The sequence below is a fragment of the Herbidospora sp. RD11066 genome (assembly GCF_054661255.1).
On record NZ_BAAGDO010000003.1, the window covers coordinates 498,057 to 513,796 of the forward strand.

Annotated in this window: 13 protein-coding genes and 1 CRISPR repeat array; of the genes, 6 read left to right on the plus strand and 7 right to left on the minus strand. The window is 67.5% G+C overall.

All coding sequences use genetic code 11. The features are described from left to right. Positions 1 to 46: 46 nt before the first annotated feature. Positions 47 to 560: direct repeats of the CRISPR family, unit length 28 nt; unit sequence GGTTCACCCCCACGGGCGTGGGGACTGG. A gap of 514 nt (positions 561 to 1,074) precedes the next feature. After that, complete coding sequence (locus ACYQ78_RS13785) at positions 1,075 to 1,737, plus strand: HAD family hydrolase (RefSeq protein WP_459801203.1); 663 nt, start codon at positions 1,075 to 1,077, stop codon at positions 1,735 to 1,737. Here ACYQ78_RS13785 and ACYQ78_RS13790 read toward each other — a convergent pair. Further along, the gene (locus tag ACYQ78_RS13790; protein WP_459801204.1) at positions 1,718 to 2,980 is read right to left on the minus strand and encodes a transcriptional regulator; all 1,263 of its coding nucleotides are present in this window, start codon (positions 2,978 to 2,980) and stop codon (positions 1,718 to 1,720) included. The genes ACYQ78_RS13785 and ACYQ78_RS13790 overlap by 20 nt on opposite strands. Before the next feature lie 252 nt (positions 2,981 to 3,232). On the opposite strand from ACYQ78_RS13790, the gene ACYQ78_RS13795 reads away from it, so the two are divergent. The 3 genes from ACYQ78_RS13795 to ACYQ78_RS13805 all read left to right on the plus strand — a co-directional run bounded on the left by ACYQ78_RS13795 (position 3,233) and on the right by ACYQ78_RS13805 (position 4,860). Further along, complete coding sequence (locus ACYQ78_RS13795; RefSeq protein ID WP_459801205.1) at positions 3,233 to 3,847, plus strand: hypothetical protein; 615 nt, start codon at positions 3,233 to 3,235, stop codon at positions 3,845 to 3,847. After that, the gene (locus ACYQ78_RS13800) at positions 3,844 to 4,158 is read left to right on the plus strand and encodes a hypothetical protein (protein WP_459801206.1); all 315 of its coding nucleotides are present in this window, start codon (positions 3,844 to 3,846) and stop codon (positions 4,156 to 4,158) included. The genes ACYQ78_RS13795 and ACYQ78_RS13800 overlap by 4 nt, the downstream gene beginning before the upstream one ends. A gap of 186 nt (positions 4,159 to 4,344) precedes the next feature. After that, positions 4,345 to 4,860 carry an HAD family hydrolase gene (locus ACYQ78_RS13805; RefSeq protein WP_459801207.1) on the plus strand — a complete coding sequence of 172 codons (516 nt, stop codon included), beginning with the start codon at positions 4,345 to 4,347 and terminating at the stop codon, positions 4,858 to 4,860. On the opposite strand, the gene ACYQ78_RS13810 is transcribed toward ACYQ78_RS13805, so the two are convergent. From ACYQ78_RS13810 to fxlM, 6 genes are read right to left on the minus strand one after another with little or no spacing between them, the layout of a single operon-like run. Then, complete coding sequence (locus ACYQ78_RS13810) at positions 4,820 to 5,926, minus strand: hypothetical protein (protein ID WP_459801208.1); 1,107 nt, start codon at positions 5,924 to 5,926, stop codon at positions 4,820 to 4,822. The genes ACYQ78_RS13805 and ACYQ78_RS13810 overlap by 41 nt on opposite strands. A gap of 2 nt (positions 5,927 to 5,928) precedes the next feature. Continuing rightward, positions 5,929 to 6,822: a thiopeptide-type bacteriocin biosynthesis protein gene (locus tag ACYQ78_RS13815; protein ID WP_459801209.1), complete on the minus strand. Its 894-nt coding sequence runs from the start codon at positions 6,820 to 6,822 to the stop codon at positions 5,929 to 5,931. After that, positions 6,804 to 7,925: a lanthionine synthetase C family protein gene (locus ACYQ78_RS13820; RefSeq protein ID WP_459801210.1), complete on the minus strand. Its 1,122-nt coding sequence runs from the start codon at positions 7,923 to 7,925 to the stop codon at positions 6,804 to 6,806. The genes ACYQ78_RS13815 and ACYQ78_RS13820 overlap by 19 nt, the downstream gene beginning before the upstream one ends. Beyond that, positions 7,922 to 10,972, minus strand: a complete 3,051-nt coding sequence (locus ACYQ78_RS13825) for a lantibiotic dehydratase (RefSeq protein ID WP_459801211.1) — start codon at positions 10,970 to 10,972, stop codon at positions 7,922 to 7,924. The genes ACYQ78_RS13820 and ACYQ78_RS13825 overlap by 4 nt, the downstream gene beginning before the upstream one ends. Continuing rightward, a complete protein-coding gene (locus ACYQ78_RS13830; RefSeq protein WP_459801212.1) occupies positions 10,915 to 11,115 on the minus strand; it encodes an FxLD family lanthipeptide in 201 nt (66 codons plus the stop codon). The genes ACYQ78_RS13825 and ACYQ78_RS13830 overlap by 58 nt, the downstream gene beginning before the upstream one ends. Before the next feature lie 59 nt (positions 11,116 to 11,174). Beyond that, complete coding sequence (gene fxlM, locus ACYQ78_RS13835; protein WP_459801213.1) at positions 11,175 to 12,422, minus strand: methyltransferase, FxLD system; 1,248 nt, start codon at positions 12,420 to 12,422, stop codon at positions 11,175 to 11,177. Between the two features lie 142 nt (positions 12,423 to 12,564). On the opposite strand from fxlM, the gene ACYQ78_RS13840 reads away from it, so the two are divergent. Continuing rightward, positions 12,565 to 13,806, plus strand: coding sequence for a hypothetical protein (locus tag ACYQ78_RS13840; RefSeq protein WP_459801214.1), 1,242 nt, complete (start codon positions 12,565 to 12,567; stop codon positions 13,804 to 13,806). A 1-nt stretch (position 13,807) separates the two neighbouring features. Continuing rightward, positions 13,808 to 14,386: a GNAT family N-acetyltransferase gene (locus tag ACYQ78_RS13845; protein WP_459801215.1), complete on the plus strand. Its 579-nt coding sequence runs from the start codon at positions 13,808 to 13,810 to the stop codon at positions 14,384 to 14,386. Positions 14,387 to 15,740 lie beyond the last annotated feature (1,354 nt).

Here is a 15,740-nt window from a genome sequence, read left to right on the forward strand (position 1 = left end):
GCGTGGGGACTGGCTGAAGAACCCCGACCCGTACGTCCTGGCCGTCGGTTCACCCCCACGGGCGTGGGGACTGGTGGCAGGTCCCCCAACCGGCCGTCACCACACCCGGTTCACCCCCACGGGCGTGGGGACTGGCACCCGGGCGCGGCGGGCCTCCAGGCGGCCAGCGGTTCACCCCCACGGGCGTGGGGACTGGGTGGTGCCGATCGTGCAGGAGCCCGGCGTGGCCGGTTCACCCCACGGGCGTGGGGACTGGATGTCGCCACCCATGGTGGGCACACCGAGATCCGGTTCACCCCCACGGGCGTGGGGACTGGGGGGTCGCCGCCCACCACGGCGCGCCGCAGCCCGGTTCACCCCCACGGGCGTGGGGACTGGATACCTGTATCCGATCATGGGGGGACATGCCTGGTTCACCCCCACGGGCGTGGGGACTGGCGGACAAATAACACGTGTAAGGACGCAAGTACAGGTTCACCCCCACGGGCGTGGGGACTGGGCGAAAAGTGCATTCCTCTTTCCGAAGAAAATCGGTTCACCCCCACGGGCGTGGGGACTGGACTTCCTGAGCTGCTCAAACGTCGCCGACCTGCGCAAACGCTGGTGTCGGGGTTTGCGCAAGTCGAGTCTCTGTACGGACAGCTAGGCCCTGACCTGCGTTAACCAGCCTCACGAGGGGACGACTCCCTCCCCGAGGTATCTGTGATAATCGACAAGAGAAGCCATGATGCCCCCATTCGGCAGGACTAAGCACCCGCGTTGCGCGAAGGAAGCACAACATGCGGAGCAACCGTTCTCCAGAGAGGGCCTCACCTAGTACTTCCGCCTCGATGCGCATCAACGGTGCGGGCGGCCGAGCGCTGAGGGTAAGTATTTCCACGTTGGACAAATTGTCACTGACAAACGACGCCGTGGAAAGGCAGCATCCCTTGGAGTCACGGGCCGGAATGACCGCATTCCCGGACAAGACTTCCATGGCTTGTACTGCCGTATTGGACCCCAACCCAGAGCTGTCTGACGACGAGGCACCGATCGGAGCGTCATCACCCGAGCGGCCCTGAATATGCTGCCGCCATGATCCAAGCTGTTGTCTTCGATGTCGGCGAATGCCTGGTCGACGAGAGCCGTGAATACGGCACCTGGGCCGACTGGCTCGGCATCCCCCGCCACACCTTCAGCGCCATGTTCGGCGCCGTCATCGCCCAAGGCCGCGACTACCGGGACACCTTCCAGCTGTTCCGCCCCGGCTTCGACCTCTACGAACAACGAGAAGCTCGCGCAGCAGCCGGACAACCGGAAACCTTCAGCGAAGACGACCTGTACAAGGACGTCCGCCCAGCCCTAGCAGAACTCCGCGCAACAGGCTTGTGGCTGGGCGTCGCAGGCAACCAGACCGTCCGTGCAGGTCACATCCTCCGCACTCTGTTCTCAGAAGACGTCGACCTCATCGGCACCTCAGACGACTGGGGCGCGTCGAAGCCAGACCCAGAGTTCTTCAAGCGCGTCGCCGAAGCAGTCCCGTTCGAAGTGAACGAGATCCTCTACGTCGGCGACCGCCTGGACAACGACATCCTCCCGGCGGCCACAGCCGGAATGCCCACGGCCCTGATCCGCCGAGGCCCCTGGGGCACGATTCAGCAATCGCACCCCGACGCCGACCGCATCCCATCCATGCGCATCGACTCGCTGGCCGAGCTGCCAGGAAAGATCCAGGCGTTCAACGCTGAAGCGCGTTGACGGTGGTCCGCCACTCGTACAGGCGATTGTCGAGCTCCATCACGCAGTCCAGCTCAGACCACTGATCCATGGACCGCCGCAGATCGCGAAGCCGCTCCATCCCCGCCGCGTACCAGGTGACGGCGAGCTGATCCAGCGCCTCGATGGCCCGCGCGCAGGCCGCCTCAGGGTTCCCCTCGGCGGCCTCGACGGCGGCCAGGTCGCCGAGCACGACCGTGCGCTGCTTACGGGCCTCGTCGGAGAGCTGCCCCAGGACTTGAAGCAGTGTCTCCCTGGCCTGCGGCAGGTGACCGGCCTTGAGCTGCGTGTTCCCCTTGAACGCCGCCAGCCGCACCGGCGAGAACCAGTCGAACCACTCAGGCAACGCCACATCGGCCCCCTCACCGAGAGCCTCCTCGCCACGCCCGATCGCCTTCAGCGCCTCACGGTGCTTGCCACACCGCGTCTCACACTCGGCCTCCACCGCGTGGAGCCAGGCAGTGAACTGATCCGGTACGCCCTCCGCACGCCGCGCATAGACCCTCGCAGCGCGTAGCCGCTCGGCCGCACTATCCCTTTCGCCGGCCCACCCGGGCACGAACGCCGAGTGCGCCAGAATGGCCGACCCCAAAAGCTGATTGTCCGCCGCCCCAGCCGCCTGGAGGGCCTCGACGAACCTGCCCTCCGCGTCATCGGGCTGCCGGAGGTCGAAGAAGTCGATGCGCCCCACGAGCAGCAATGACTCGGCCAGCGCGGCGGCGAGGGTCTGCCGCGGCGCACCGCTCATCTCGCTGAGCAGTTGAAGACCCAGCCGGGCGTGCTCAGCGACAGCGGCCCGGATGGTCGGCGGCTGAACACGCCAGTACAGCCGCCGATGTGACCTGGTCACGTTGGCGTAGTCGAGAGCGATGGACGCGGGCTGCGTCCCACTCCCCGGAGACGGCAGAGGCAGCGGCATCGTTGCACCTTGCCCCGCGCGAACAGGGGCGCTCGCCCGTTCGGCCTGCGCACCCCACGGCGGAGTGAAGCCGAGCTGATCCATCGGCAGGCCGAGGGTGTGCTCAAGAAGCCGCTGGTGAGTGGCGTGCGGCCACGGCGGCGTCGGGCTTTCCCAACGGCGCACTTGTCGAAGGCTGACCTCCGCGTCGGTGATGCCGAGATCGAGGCCGGCGCGGGCGAGCGCGTCGACGAGTGCCTGTTGTGAGGCGTAGCCCGCGTGCTGACGGGCCGCCTTCAGCTTGATGTTGCCGGTCTCCCTCGCCATGCGAGCTCCCCGAGGCGGATCGACTATTGGAGGACTCCAGCGTCAGCCATAAAGGCCTGTTCGGCAACCCTAAGCAATGAATTGCTTACTGAAAGTCCTCTGGGTGGCCGATTTAAGTCCTCTGCACGACCTTCCAAAGGGCCGTTTTGTAATCGCACCATTACAGATGTCGAACCTCGCGCTCGCAAAAAGGCGGGCTCGACCGGCGCTGCAACGACCGGACGAGCCCTTGATCAGGATGGAGCCTGACCCGTGGCCAACCCTAGTGCGACCCTCGAACGAGATACCGCGCAGTCGGGCAACTGCGCCTGCTTCGGCCCATCGACGCCCATGCCCATGGGCTGCGGCCTCTGCGGCCACGCACCCTACGCCCACACCTGCTCCCACCAGGACGACCACGAGTACGTCCCGCCGACCTCCGCTCAGGCCGCCGAACGTCTCGAGGCCCGCCGCGCGGCCGGACCGCAGCCGCTCCCCCGGCCCACCGTTCCCACGGTCGTCACTCCCCCGGACGAGACCCCCGTGCTGGTGCCCGCTCAGCGACACCGCATCGACCGTCCCCGGACCCGGCCGACCTCCCACCGGCCTCCGAACCGCCCTCTCACGTCGGGAACGCGACGTGCTCTCTCCCGCGCACAGGAGGTCCGCACCGTGCCCAGCCCAACGCCCCAGGTCCCGGACACCTGGAGATACCTGACCAGCGACATCGGTCGCCTATGGGCCTGGCGCAAGGAGGACTTTGACAAGGCGGCACGAGAAGCGGGCGCCTGCCGGGCCGTCGACGCCGACGACCTCGCCGCCCTCGCCAGGGAGATCAACCGACAGGAGCGCGTCGCCGAACGGGCCGCCGAGGAGCAGCCGTCGTGATCCTGCTGCGCAAGGCCATCGAACGCTTCCGGCGCCCCAAAGGCGATCACCACGCAGGGTCCTCCCGTACCCCTCGCCAGGATCGGCGCATCGACCACTACGCCGGGCACCGATTCGCCGACGAACTCAACCACGACCATTCCGGCTGGCTGATCATCTGGCTGACCTGGCAGCGCCAGTTCTGCGCCATCGCCGAGTGGCCGGTCAACGAGCCTCTCGTCATCACCGCCCCCACACCGAAAGAGCTCCGCCGAGCCGTCCTCGAAGCGGAGATGACGCTGATGCGCTCCGGCGTCCTGCCGCCTCGGTGACCCCTGACGTACGGCCCGCTGATCAAGGAGGGGACAGCTCGGCCGTACCTGAGGAATGAGGGTTGGCCATTGCCCTCGTCCTCCGGCGGCGTCTCACGGACCCAACGCCGTGAGGCGCCGCCATCTCGTACCGGGGGGTGGAGCGGGCACCGCAGGTGAGGTCGTCACCAGAAGATAAGGAGATGTATGGCCAGTAAGGCGGAAAGGCCTGCGTCATGGCTCGACGGCATGACCTGCCTGGTACTCGACTACGCGGCTCTGATCGGCAACGACGCCACCGTGGCTCCGTCGCTGGGGATGCCCCCGGTCCGGACCGAGTACGCGGCAGCGGTGCGTAGCCTGCACGCCGCAGGGTTCCGCCTGGTGCTGGGCACCGACAGCAACCCGGGCCTGGACCGGCGATGGGGACTGCAAGAGGCGGGGATCGACGAACTGTTCGCCGTGTTCCTGCAATCGGGCCAGTTGGGATTGGGCAAACCCGACGGCATCTTCTACGAGATGGTCACCACGGCGGCGGTGTGCCGCCCCGATCGGGTCGTCTTCGTCGGCCGCTCCATGATCAAGGACTGCCAACAGCCGATCCGGTACGGGATGTTCGCCGCCCTGATCCGCCCCGACGGATTGGAGGCAGGCGAGTTCCTGCCGCACGGCGCACGGATGATCAGCAGCCTGACGGACCTGGTCGAGCCCCCTCCGCGATGACGGCCACCAGCGCGTTCTCAGCCGTCTTCACCGAGTCGAGGAGCAAATCGAGCAAGGGCGCTGGAACCGCCCTGGCACCGAGGCCAGAAGCCGTCACCAGACCCGACAGCGCTTCGCGCTCCAGATCGCTCATTCTCAGGCGATGGCCGAGCACGTCTCGGGCAGCGTACCCGTCGCCCGCCTGAATGGCCTCAGCGATCACACGTGTGAAGACGTGCCTGGTCTCTGACGGATCGTCATCGCCCAGCAGCGTGACCACGGCCAGTCCGAGCCGAGCCCGGAAGGACGCGTAGCCGGGAGCCGGCTCCGTGTCGTGGAAGCGTTCGACCATGTCACGGCGGGCAGTCTGGTCGCCACACATCACCGTCAGGCACGAGAACACCTGTCGTTCCCATGGGTAGGCGGGAGTGCTCTCCTCCAACAGCTTCCGCGCCGTGTGCAGGTCACCATGCAGGAGGGGCGCGATGATGGCGACCTGCCTGCCCTCCATGAGGTGCAGCCCGATCCCCCGGTGCTCGGCCGCGTGCATGGCCGCCTCGTCCCATCGCCCGGAGAGCGTCAGGGCTCGAATGCCCTCACCTATGTACTGCAGCCAGACCCACTCGCGTAACTTCTGATGCTCTTCCCGGGTGCCGACGAGATCGCCCACCGGCAAGGCGTGCCCATCGACGACCAACTCGCTGCCTTTGGTGACCGCCTGATAGACCGCTTCCAACAGGTGAAGCGCACGGTCACCGTTACTTTCCCGCAGTTGAAGCCTGGCGAGGTTGATGACAGGTTCCAGCAGGTACCGGGCTTGGAGCGCGCTGAGAGTCGACGCCTGTCGATAGACGTTGATGTGCCGCCAGCACAGATCACGGGCCTCCTGATGAAGCCCGCAGTCGCTCAGCACCAGGGCGGCCTTGTTCAGGGCGTGCGCCCCCTCGGCCAGCCTGTCGACACCGGAAGCCGCCGCCGCGATGCCGGCGACCTCTTCGACCTGCTCAACCAGGGACGGGCAGGCGGGACGAGGCCGCCCAAGGAGCGGGAACCGACGAACGACGGCGTCCAACGTGGTGGCATTCATGATCAGTCCTCCGGGAGGAGGGCGGCGTTAGCCGCGCGGGCAAGGACGGCCTGGGCGCCGGCCGACAGACCAATCCGGTTCCAGTGGAAGATGATCAGGTGGGTGAGGATGGCGCGTATCCCGCGTTCCAGCTGGCCACCCACGGCCGCCTCATGAAGCTGCCGACCTGCCCGAACGAAGGCGTCCCGCCAGGAAGACCCAGCTCCAGGAGCGGCCAGCAGAATCCGAGCGCTGGCCGCCATCTCCCGAATTCGCGGCAACGCTGCCGAGTCAGGAGTGGGACGGAGCCGCGCGACACGCGCAAAGACATCGCCCTGTTCAAAGGTGTCCAGTTCGGCAGCGGCCAAAAAGGCGCCGAGCAGGAGCAGGGACAACTCACGACGGCCAAGGCCCGATGTGCCCTGGCGGACGTGGTCCAACACACCGCGACTGTCGGCACAGAACAGTTCGTGAACAGCGCGAAGAGCGACCGACCCCCCGAAGGCGACGGTCTCAGGCTCGTACAGACCCCGCTGCCATCCGGTGAGAACTCCGGCAACGACGAGCCGATCGAGGACCTCGTCGACGGACGCAGTGTCGGCATGGCGGAGCCGTATCCGCCAGTGAGGATGTTTGCGCAGGAACCACCACCCGGCGGTCTGGAGCTGGTCGAGGTCGGGGCCGAGTCGCGAGGCGACGACTGCCTCGGCGGTGTTCCAGTCAGGGAATCGGACCCGCACCTGGTACCACTCGTGATCCTCCCGCCGCTGCAGCGCCGCCAGGCCGGCGGAGTGATACACCTCCACGGCTTCGCCGAGATCGACGGGGTCCATGCCCGCAACGGCGGCGACATCGACCACACGCGCTCCAGACACCACCTCTAATACGGCATCGCAGATCAGGCGATCAGCAGACATGTGTCCCATCCCGATCTGGGCGGTACGTAGTCCATCGCTGTCTCCAGGGCGAGGCGCACCCCGGCGGTTCCAGTCAGGAGTCCCGTGTCCTGGTCGTCCCACTGGGCGTCGATGCGCTGCGCCACTGCGGGAAGCCGCTGTCGTATGGCGGAATCGTCAGCATCGAGAGCAGCCCGGTACGCGGTCTGAAACACCCCCGCCATTCCGTGGCACAGACCCGGCTCAGTGACCAAGTCGAGCTGCCGATCGGCCAAGCAGGCGACCAGCGCCTCCTCGGCAGCCGCTCGACGAGCGGAATCGCTGGTGGCCAGACCCGCAAGCTGGAGTGCGCGAGCGATCCCGACCGCGCCGTAACACCACGACGGTCGGCCCTGGCCGTTCCGAAGCCGACCGGTGAGCAGTTCCTCCCTGGTGATCCACTCCGGCCACCAAGGGCCTTCTGGAGAGTCCTGCCGCCAGCGATCGAACCAAGCTGCCAGCACCTCAATGGCCTCGGCCTGCCCATCGACCAGGCAACCGCGCGAGGTGGCCAGAGACAGCAGCGCGAGTGGCCCGGCCACACCATGCGCGATCCCGAAGTTCGCGTGACCGCCGGGCGTGGGCAGCAGCCGATCCGGATCGTGGGCCACCCACCATCCCGGCAGTTCGACACCGTCCAGACGACACGGACGGGTCAGCAGGACCAGATGACGTAGAACGTCGGCAAGAACATCACCACCAGGATGCCGGTGCAGCAGCAGGGCGCCGATCCCGGTCAGCCCATAGATCAGGTCGTACTCGCGAAAGGAGAGGGCCTCACCATGCTCCATGCGCTCATGAGCAACGGTCAGACGGCGCCGAGCCAAGCCCGATACATGCACGTCAAGGGACGTGGCTGCGCCTAGGTAGCGACGGTCACCACTGGTGGCAGCGTGCAGGAGGAAACTGATCGCCGGAGCGCCGTAGTACAACGCGGCATGCGGAGCGGCATCGATCGGCTCGGCCACGACCTGCCGAATGGACGTATGGACATCCGCCCATGGTCCGGACCCCGTCAGCGCTCGTTCCACGGCCAGCAGTGCGGTCCCGGCCACACCGGAGGCCAGGGATTGGGCAGTGCTCATCGGGCACCAGCCAGGGCCAGTTGCCGCAGAACCACCGCGCGAGCCAGCCGCCCAGTGACTTTCTCGTAGGCGGGATCCACGCCCAGGGCACGCCGGTGGTGCTCGTGCAGCAGAGTGCGCAGCAGGTCGGCCGGGTCACGCTGCGCGGCCAGTTCATTCCGGTACGCGATCAGCGCAGCCCGTCGGTCCTGCCAGGCAGCGGCCGCCACGTCACCACCCGGAAGCGACCGAAGGTCGGTCAGGCGGAAAGCCTGGTCCCGCAACGACCGATCCAGTGCGCCGTACTCCTGGTTCAGGCATCTCAACAGCGCCCCGGGATCAGGAGAAAACGCGGCGGCCAGATCGGCCATCGACACGGCGGCGAGCGCCTGAGCAGCGACCCCTGCGGTATTGGCCAAGCCGATCTGCGCAATGGCAGCCGCGGTGTCGGCGGCGAACACCCGCTCAGCCGCCTGCAATGCGGACCCGGAACCGTACCGGCCGGGTTGCTCCGAGTAAGACACCAGGATGAGTTCTCCCGGCAGCCCGAGCTCGGCCAAACGCGCGGCGAAAGCGGCCAGCCGTGCGGTCACGGCACCGTACTGCTCCGGGCTGCTCAGCCGCAGCAACACGGCCAGGTGCTGGTCGCTCTCAACGCGGGTCATGTCACGATGCCGCCGAACCCACCAGTGTTCGACCATGTCTCCGAGGGTGGCGATGAAGGCGAGCAAGTGATCGGTCAGGATGTCGTCGAACCGGGCAGGGTTGCCGCTGATCTGGGCGTGGACCACGTCCGCGTGTCCCGGGCGATGACACGGACCAGGCGGCGTAGTCGTCGGAAGCGGTCGCGAAATCGGAGCGGCAAGCGTCATCGGGATCAGCAGCTCAACCGGCCGCCCGGCCCAGTCCATGCCGTGTCGCGGCCCGGCCTCCTGGAGTTCAATCCGCCCGGCGCGTTCGAGCCGCGCCCGAAGAAGGTCGCGATCCAGGCTCCGATCAAGGTCGAGCGGCAGCCGGAGCTCGCCTTGGCAGAGCACGATCCACGCCGGCACCCTCCACCGGCGACGCCAGGAGGTCAGCGCCGCCTCCCACCCCGCCTGGTCTACAGACGAAGGCAGGTCAGCGGCGGTGAGAATCCAGCGGGCGGCGGCCAGCACGATGCGCCGATGCCGTATCCGCGGAATGTAAGGCAGCGTGCGCGCGGCCCCCACGTCGAGAGGACCGAACACCGCACTCCGCGCGTCAGCGACCTCGGCCAGGAACCGGGCGAGCGGCGGGGTGTGGACCGTGGTCTCCAGAGCGTGCGGAATCCTGGGCTGGACCCGCCTGCCGGTCGAGAGCTGGACCAGGTACATCTGGTGCGCATCGGCGGTGACCGCCAGGTCGTCCAGGCCGATCACCTCGCCGTCGGAGTGCTCGGCAAGTGCCACCACGTCCGGGAGAAGACGCGGCACACGCACCACGTTCTGGTTGTGCGGACTACGCGGCGGAAAGGAGATCTGAACCGCAACGGCCTGGTCAGTCGTGTACGTCGCGGCGAGCGACTCCCGATCGAATTCATCGAGCAGGTGGGCGAACCGCGCGGCCATGCTGGTGTGAGCGCGCGGCGCGGCCGTGATCCACAGCTGGAAGGCGCCCCGGTCGATGTGTTCGGCCGACGCGACCTGAACGGCGACACCAAGCTCGACGCGGTCCGGCGGCACGACGTCCGCGTGGTCACCCACGGTCAACTCGTCGATGTCGGCCTCGGTCAGCTCGATCTCCTCGGCCCCATCCACGACGGCCTTCTGGATGAGCGCCAAGAGAGCCGCGTCGCGATCGCTCAGCATCCGCCAAACGGGCCGGGCACGAGGCGCCCCGAGATAGCCGGTGGGATATCCAAGCCCTGAGTCGGCCACCAACTCCCGTACAGGAACCAGAGCTCCATCGCCGTAGCGGCCACGAAACCGGGAGTGATAGTCCAGCCACGCCGCTGACCCGAAGGGCCGCGACGTCAGCCGGAGCAGCAGACCGGCTGCCCGTTCCGCCTCCGCGAACACCGGCTCGGGCAAGGTGATCTGCGCATCCAGCCGCAGGTCAACGGCCAGGGCCGAAGCCTCGTGGTGGTTGTGGTGCGTCAGCCGGGCGGCAACCTGGTCGAGCTCTTCCAGCAGGACTGCCAGGTCGGGCAGACGCCACGCTCCCGCCAGGTGTAAGGCTTCACGCAGATGAGCCAGTGGATCCGTCACGGTCATCGGCGGACGCAGATTGGTGATCAGAAACGCCTGGTCGACCAGCTCATTCAGCAGCCCGGCGACCTTCTCGGGCGCGACGCCCGGGAACCGCGTGGCCAGCTCATCGAACCGAATCGGCGTGGCCGCCTCGGCCATCGCGACCTGAACTGGTCGGGTATGGCGAACGGAATTCTCAACCACGGGCCCGAGAACACGAGCCATCGCGTCGGCCCGCCGAGCCGTGATCAGACGACCGTCCCGCACGAAGGCGGAGCTGTCGGCCACCACCATCAGGTGTGGCCGCAACCTGGGATGCTTCTCCAGCCGATCGATCACCGTCATGAGCCAATGGGCGTCGGGACGGGCCACCGCCCGGTGTGCGGTCCCGATCTTGACCGCCGCCGGTCCAAGCCGGGCAGCGGCGACCCCGGCGAACAGCCCGAACGGCGTAGCCCGCCGCTTCCAGCGCAGCAAGTACGCGGCCACCGACAGCGAAACCCGCCGAACTTCCTTCTCGGTCGGGTCGACGCCGGGCTTCAGAAGCTTGTCGATACTCGCCGCCAGCACGGGACTGGCCAGGCTCAGCCCCTGACGGACCTCATCCCGGACCCATAGTCCGGCCAGCCACTCCCGCCCGTTCAGATGGGCCGGAGGATCCAAATCTTCGGGGCAGGTACTGGCTCGTACCAGAACCAGATCGGCGTGCCGATAGCGGATGGGCATGGTGACCTCATCTGAGCCGGGTTCCACGGGGATGCCGCCGACGCCCGAGACGAGCGTCGGCGGTCGTACCTTGATCAGGCCGGGTCGTTGGAACTGGTGCTGCAGGCGCTGCCACCGCAGGTGCTGCCGCACCCGTCGTCGGTGTTGCACATCATCTCCACCAGCGGCGTTACCGCCTCGACGACGCGCATGTCCAGGACGAAGTCCTCATCGCCGAACTCGTCCGGCGCGAAGCCGGTGTCCGGGATCTGGATGGTGCCGAGCGGTGGAGCCATCGGATCACACTCCTTCATCGGGGTTGGGTGTGGTGCATCCCGTCCCGCGCCGGGTCTGGTCAGTCCGCCGCAGGCCAGGAGATCGTGATCAGCCCGTGCGGCGTCGGAAAGGCCGCACTGACCAAGTCCTGAACGGGGTTCGGCTCGATGCCGACAGGCCAGAAGGCGAAATCAGGAGAGGGTACGTGCCGGGCCACCTCGTCCCACGCCTGAATCTGCTCGACCATCGCGGCAGCCGCCTCGTCGCCGTGCGGGCCATAGGCACGCGCTCCGAACTCGACGCCTTCCGGAGCAGAACGGATCGCAAGGTACGCGAAGGAGTCCCCGAGATCCGGGGGTACGGCCGCGAAGGGAAACCAGCCCTTCCGCTCAGCGGCAAGGGTGGTGCCCTCGGCAGCGGCCATCCTGCAGAAGCCCGGCAGGAACCCGGCGAACCACAGATGGAGGTCAGCGAAGGAAACGCCGTTCAGGATGGTGACCCCGGACCACGCCTCACTACGGCGCGTCCCCAGAACCCCATCGAGCAGCCTCGGATCGTCCGGCCCTTCACCGGCGAACCGAAGCTGAACGTGCAGCCCCCGCTCGTCGGGAAGGGTCACGACCTGCTCGGGCCGCGCCCCTTCACCCTGCATGGGAACGAACCCGCACACCTCAGCGGAGGTACTGACGAGGTGGTCGCCCCGGCGATGCAAAGCGACCGACCGGGTGATCCCCTTGGCGATCAGCGGAAGCACGATCACCCCGTCCGCGGCCAGCTGCGCCAGCCAGGAAGGCGGAACGTCCGGCGCCCCCACCGTCACGATGATCCGATCGAAGACCTCGTCCCCGGGCACTCCCCCAGCGGCGTCGGCGCACACGACCGTGACCGAGTCGCCGTACCCGGTCGCCTCCAGCGCGGCACACGCCCGGTCGACCACCTCCGGATCGATGTCGACGCTGACCACACGACCCTTCTCACCGACCACCTCGGCCAGCAGAGCGGCGTTGTAGCCACCGGACCCGATCTCCAGGACGCTCATCCCCGGCGCGAGCTCGGCCTGCTCGATCATCCGCGCCTGAATGAACGGCGCACTGATCGAGGAAACTGCGGCACCACGCTCGTCCCGCTTGGTGATCACCGCGTCGGCCGCGTTGTAGACGTCCTCCAGCGGAGTACCCGCCGGCGCGAACCGATGCCGCGGTACAGCCCGGAAGGCCGCCGCAGTCACCTCCCCGGTGACCCGCCCGTCGGCAATCATGCGTTCGACGAGCGCCTCCCGCAATTCCGCGGCCCGCAGCTCATCCACGAAGTCGTCTGTTCCGTTCACGCGACGACAGTAATCCGGCGGGTAACCACCGTTCCGGACGTTCCAGCGGACTTACCCCGGACTTTCCGAGCAGCCGCCGGACTTTACGCGAGAACGTCCGAGGCTACGGTGAGGAGCATCCATCCAACTCCATGAGGCGGACGTGACCGAGCAACGGACATTGTTCGACCGGGAATGCATCACACGCGGCTGGGGACGCACCTCCGCATTCCTGGAAGCCTTCGCCCAGACCGCCCAGCTGCTGCGCGAGGAGGTCACCCTGACCGAGCGGCAATTCCGCCGCTGGCGCGGAGACCACCCGCCCAACCCGCGCCCCCGAGCATGGAGAGTCCTCCACGCGATGTTCGGAGTGAGCCCACTCGACCTCGGCTTCCCGGGCCCCGCCCCCGCCAGCACACCGCCAACTCTTGGCCGCCGAGCCTTCCTGGCCGACGCCATCGGAACGGCCGCCATCGCCTCCCTGGCCAGCGGGGATTCGGTGGGCACAGCCCATCTCACCGAGTTACGAGAGGGACTGTTCTCCCTGTACGCCCTCGACGACGCCTACGGAGGTGGAGACGTACGCTCCTTGGCCCTCCGGCACTTCCGCCGCGTCCGGCGAGTGATCAACACCGGCCAGTACTCGGAGGCGATCGGCCGCCAACTCCAACTCCTCCTCGGAGAAGCCGCGGAACATTGTGCCTGGCTCCACTACGACGCTGACATCCAAGACGAAGCCCGCCGCTACTGGGGAGAAGCGCTCACGACGGCCACCGTACTCCGGGACACGAATCTGGAAATCGTCGCCTTCGCCGGTCTGAGCATGCAGGCCATCCACGAAGACCGTCCTCGTGAGGGATACAACCTCGCCCAAGCCGCACGCCAGCGAGCCGAAGCCCTCCAGTCGCCGATCCTCATCTCCCTGATCGCCGCCCGCGAAGCCCGAGCCCTGGCCAAGATGCGCGACGATTCCGGCGCCCGCCGAGAACTCGCCCACGCGATGCGCACGGTAGACCGCACCAACAACGGCCAGCCCACCCCGGCGTGGGCGGCCTTCCACGGGCCGGCCGAACTCGAATACGCCCAAGGCCTCATTTACGTGGACGGCGGCCGTCACAATGCCGCCATCCCCTTCCTGCGTGCCTCGCTCCAGCACCAGCAGCGCAAGTACACAAGAAACTTCGCCCTCTACCGGCTCACTCTCGCGCGCAGCCTGGCCAGCGCTGGGGAAATAGACGAGGCAGCCGCCGAAGCCGTGCAGGCCGTGCCAGAACTGGCCGAGGTCGAATCAGCGCGCGTACTCCGTCGCCTGATCGAAGTCCGAGACCTTGTAGCCGCAGCCAAGACAACTTCAGCCACACACTGCCTGGAAGCCATCTCGGAATACACGAACGGAAGGTCCTGAGATGCCCGAACAGATAGCCGTATCACTCTGGGCCGACGACAACGCGACCTCAATGCTGGACACCATCCTCCCAACCTACGAGGAGGTGTACGCCGAACCGCCTTACAACGAAGGCCCCCAAGACATCGCCGACTTCATCGACCGATTCCGCATCCAGACCAAGAGACCAGGCTTCCGACTGGCGACCGCCCGGCAAGCCGAAGAGGTCATCGGCTTCACCTTCGGCTTCCTACTTCCACCAGACACCCGCTGGTGGCGAGGCCTCCTCGACCCCAAGCCCGAGACGTTCACCCACGAGAACGGCCACCGCACCTTCGCAATCATCGAACTCGCCGTCCGCGCAGCCTGGCGTAGACACGGAATCGCCCGCCGCCTCCACACCCTCCTCTTGGACGGACTCACCGCCGAACGGGTGACGCTCACAATGCGCCCCGAACCCGAAGCAGCACCAGCTCAAGCTGCATACGCATCCTGGGGCTACAAGAAGTTGGGGCGAACACGACCTTGGGACGGCGCCCCTTTCTACGACGCCATGCTTCTAGAACAGAGCAACTCCCAGGTAAGAAGAAGCGCCGAATAACCCTGCGGTTCACCCCCACGGGCGTAGGGATCACCTGGTAGACGGCGCGGCGGGTGTGCAACGTGCCGGTTCACCCCTATGGCGTGGGGATCGGCAGGACGTGACCAGCTTGAGCAGACACGGATTCGGTTCACCTCCAAGGACGCGGGGACTGGACGGCGGTCACCTCTACTGACATGACCTACACCGGTTCACCCCCACGGGCGTGGGGACTGGCAGCACGGACCACCTTGGCCACCTTGCCGCGCGGCGGTTCACCCCCACGGGCGTGGGACTGGGAGCGATCGGCCGACACGTCACGCGCGTTGCCCGGTTCACCCCCACGCGCGTGGGGACTGGGCTACTCCTGGGCGTGAGGCTGCTCTAAAAGTCGGTTCACCCCCACGGGCGTGGGGACTCAGCGTGAACCCGACCTCCACCGGTGGTTCACCTCCACGGGCGTGGGGACTGGACGCGCTCGACCGGCGACGGCTCCGACAGCTCCGGTTCACCCCCACGGGCGTGGGGACTGGAACCTGGGTCCGTACGACATCGCCGCGTACGGCGGTTCACCCCCACGGGCGTGGGGACAGGCGCCGACCGGGGCGAATGCCAGCCTGGCCGGGCGGTTCACCCCCACGGCCGAGGGGACTGGAACTGGGACTCCTCCGGGGCGATCTGGATCGGCGGTTCACCCCCACGGGGGTGGGGACTGGATGGCACGCCGCCCCCTCTCACGTCAGGGGGCCGGTTCACCCCCACGGGCGTGGGGACTGGTCGGCCTTGTCGCGCAGCGCGGCGTTCAGCTCCGGTTCACCCCCACGGGCGTAGAGACTGGTAATCCTCGCGCCATTCCACCATGCGCGGAACCGGTTCACCCCCACGGGCGTGGGGACTGGTGCTCGTCCGTGACGGGCACGTCCTGGCCCCACGGTTCACCCCCACGGGCGTGGGGACTGGCCGACCTGGTCGACCACCGCCACGCGTGGTCGTGGTTCACCCCCACGGGCGTGGGGACTGGATAATGCTCGGCCGGAAGATCTGGTACGGCGTCGGTTCACCCCCACGGGTGTGGGGACTGGTCCGACTTCAGCTTCCCGACGCACACCATCGGCGGTTCACCCCCACGGGCGTGGGGACTGGCCGCCGTCTCTCGTAGGCGCCGCTGGAGATGGCCGGTTCACCCTCACGGGCGTGGGGACTGGAACATCGTGGCGTTCGACCTCGACACGTTGATCGGTTCACCCCCACGGGCGTGGGGACTGGACGTACGGGATGAGTACCGTGTTGCCGGGCGCCGGTTCACCCCCACGGGCGTGGGGACTGGCGTTGCAGAAGCTTCCACAGTTCGGGATCCGACGGTTCACCCCCACGG

Coding starts and splice junctions, on each gene's coding strand:
- ACYQ78_RS13785 (WP_459801203.1), top strand. CDS start 1,075: ATGATCCAAGCTGTTGTCTTCGATGTCGGCGAATGCCTGGTCGACGAG.
- ACYQ78_RS13790 (WP_459801204.1), bottom strand. CDS start 2,980: ATGGCGAGGGAGACCGGCAACATCAAGCTGAAGGCGGCCCGTCAGCAC.
- ACYQ78_RS13805 (WP_459801207.1), top strand. CDS start 4,345: ATGGCCAGTAAGGCGGAAAGGCCTGCGTCATGGCTCGACGGCATGACC.
- ACYQ78_RS13810 (WP_459801208.1), bottom strand. CDS start 5,926: ATGAATGCCACCACGTTGGACGCCGTCGTTCGTCGGTTCCCGCTCCTT.
- ACYQ78_RS13815 (WP_459801209.1), bottom strand. CDS start 6,822: ATGTCTGCTGATCGCCTGATCTGCGATGCCGTATTAGAGGTGGTGTCT.
- ACYQ78_RS13820 (WP_459801210.1), bottom strand. CDS start 7,925: ATGAGCACTGCCCAATCCCTGGCCTCCGGTGTGGCCGGGACCGCACTG.
- ACYQ78_RS13830 (WP_459801212.1), bottom strand. CDS start 11,115: ATGGCTCCACCGCTCGGCACCATCCAGATCCCGGACACCGGCTTCGCG.
- ACYQ78_RS13845 (WP_459801215.1), top strand. CDS start 13,808: ATGCCCGAACAGATAGCCGTATCACTCTGGGCCGACGACAACGCGACC.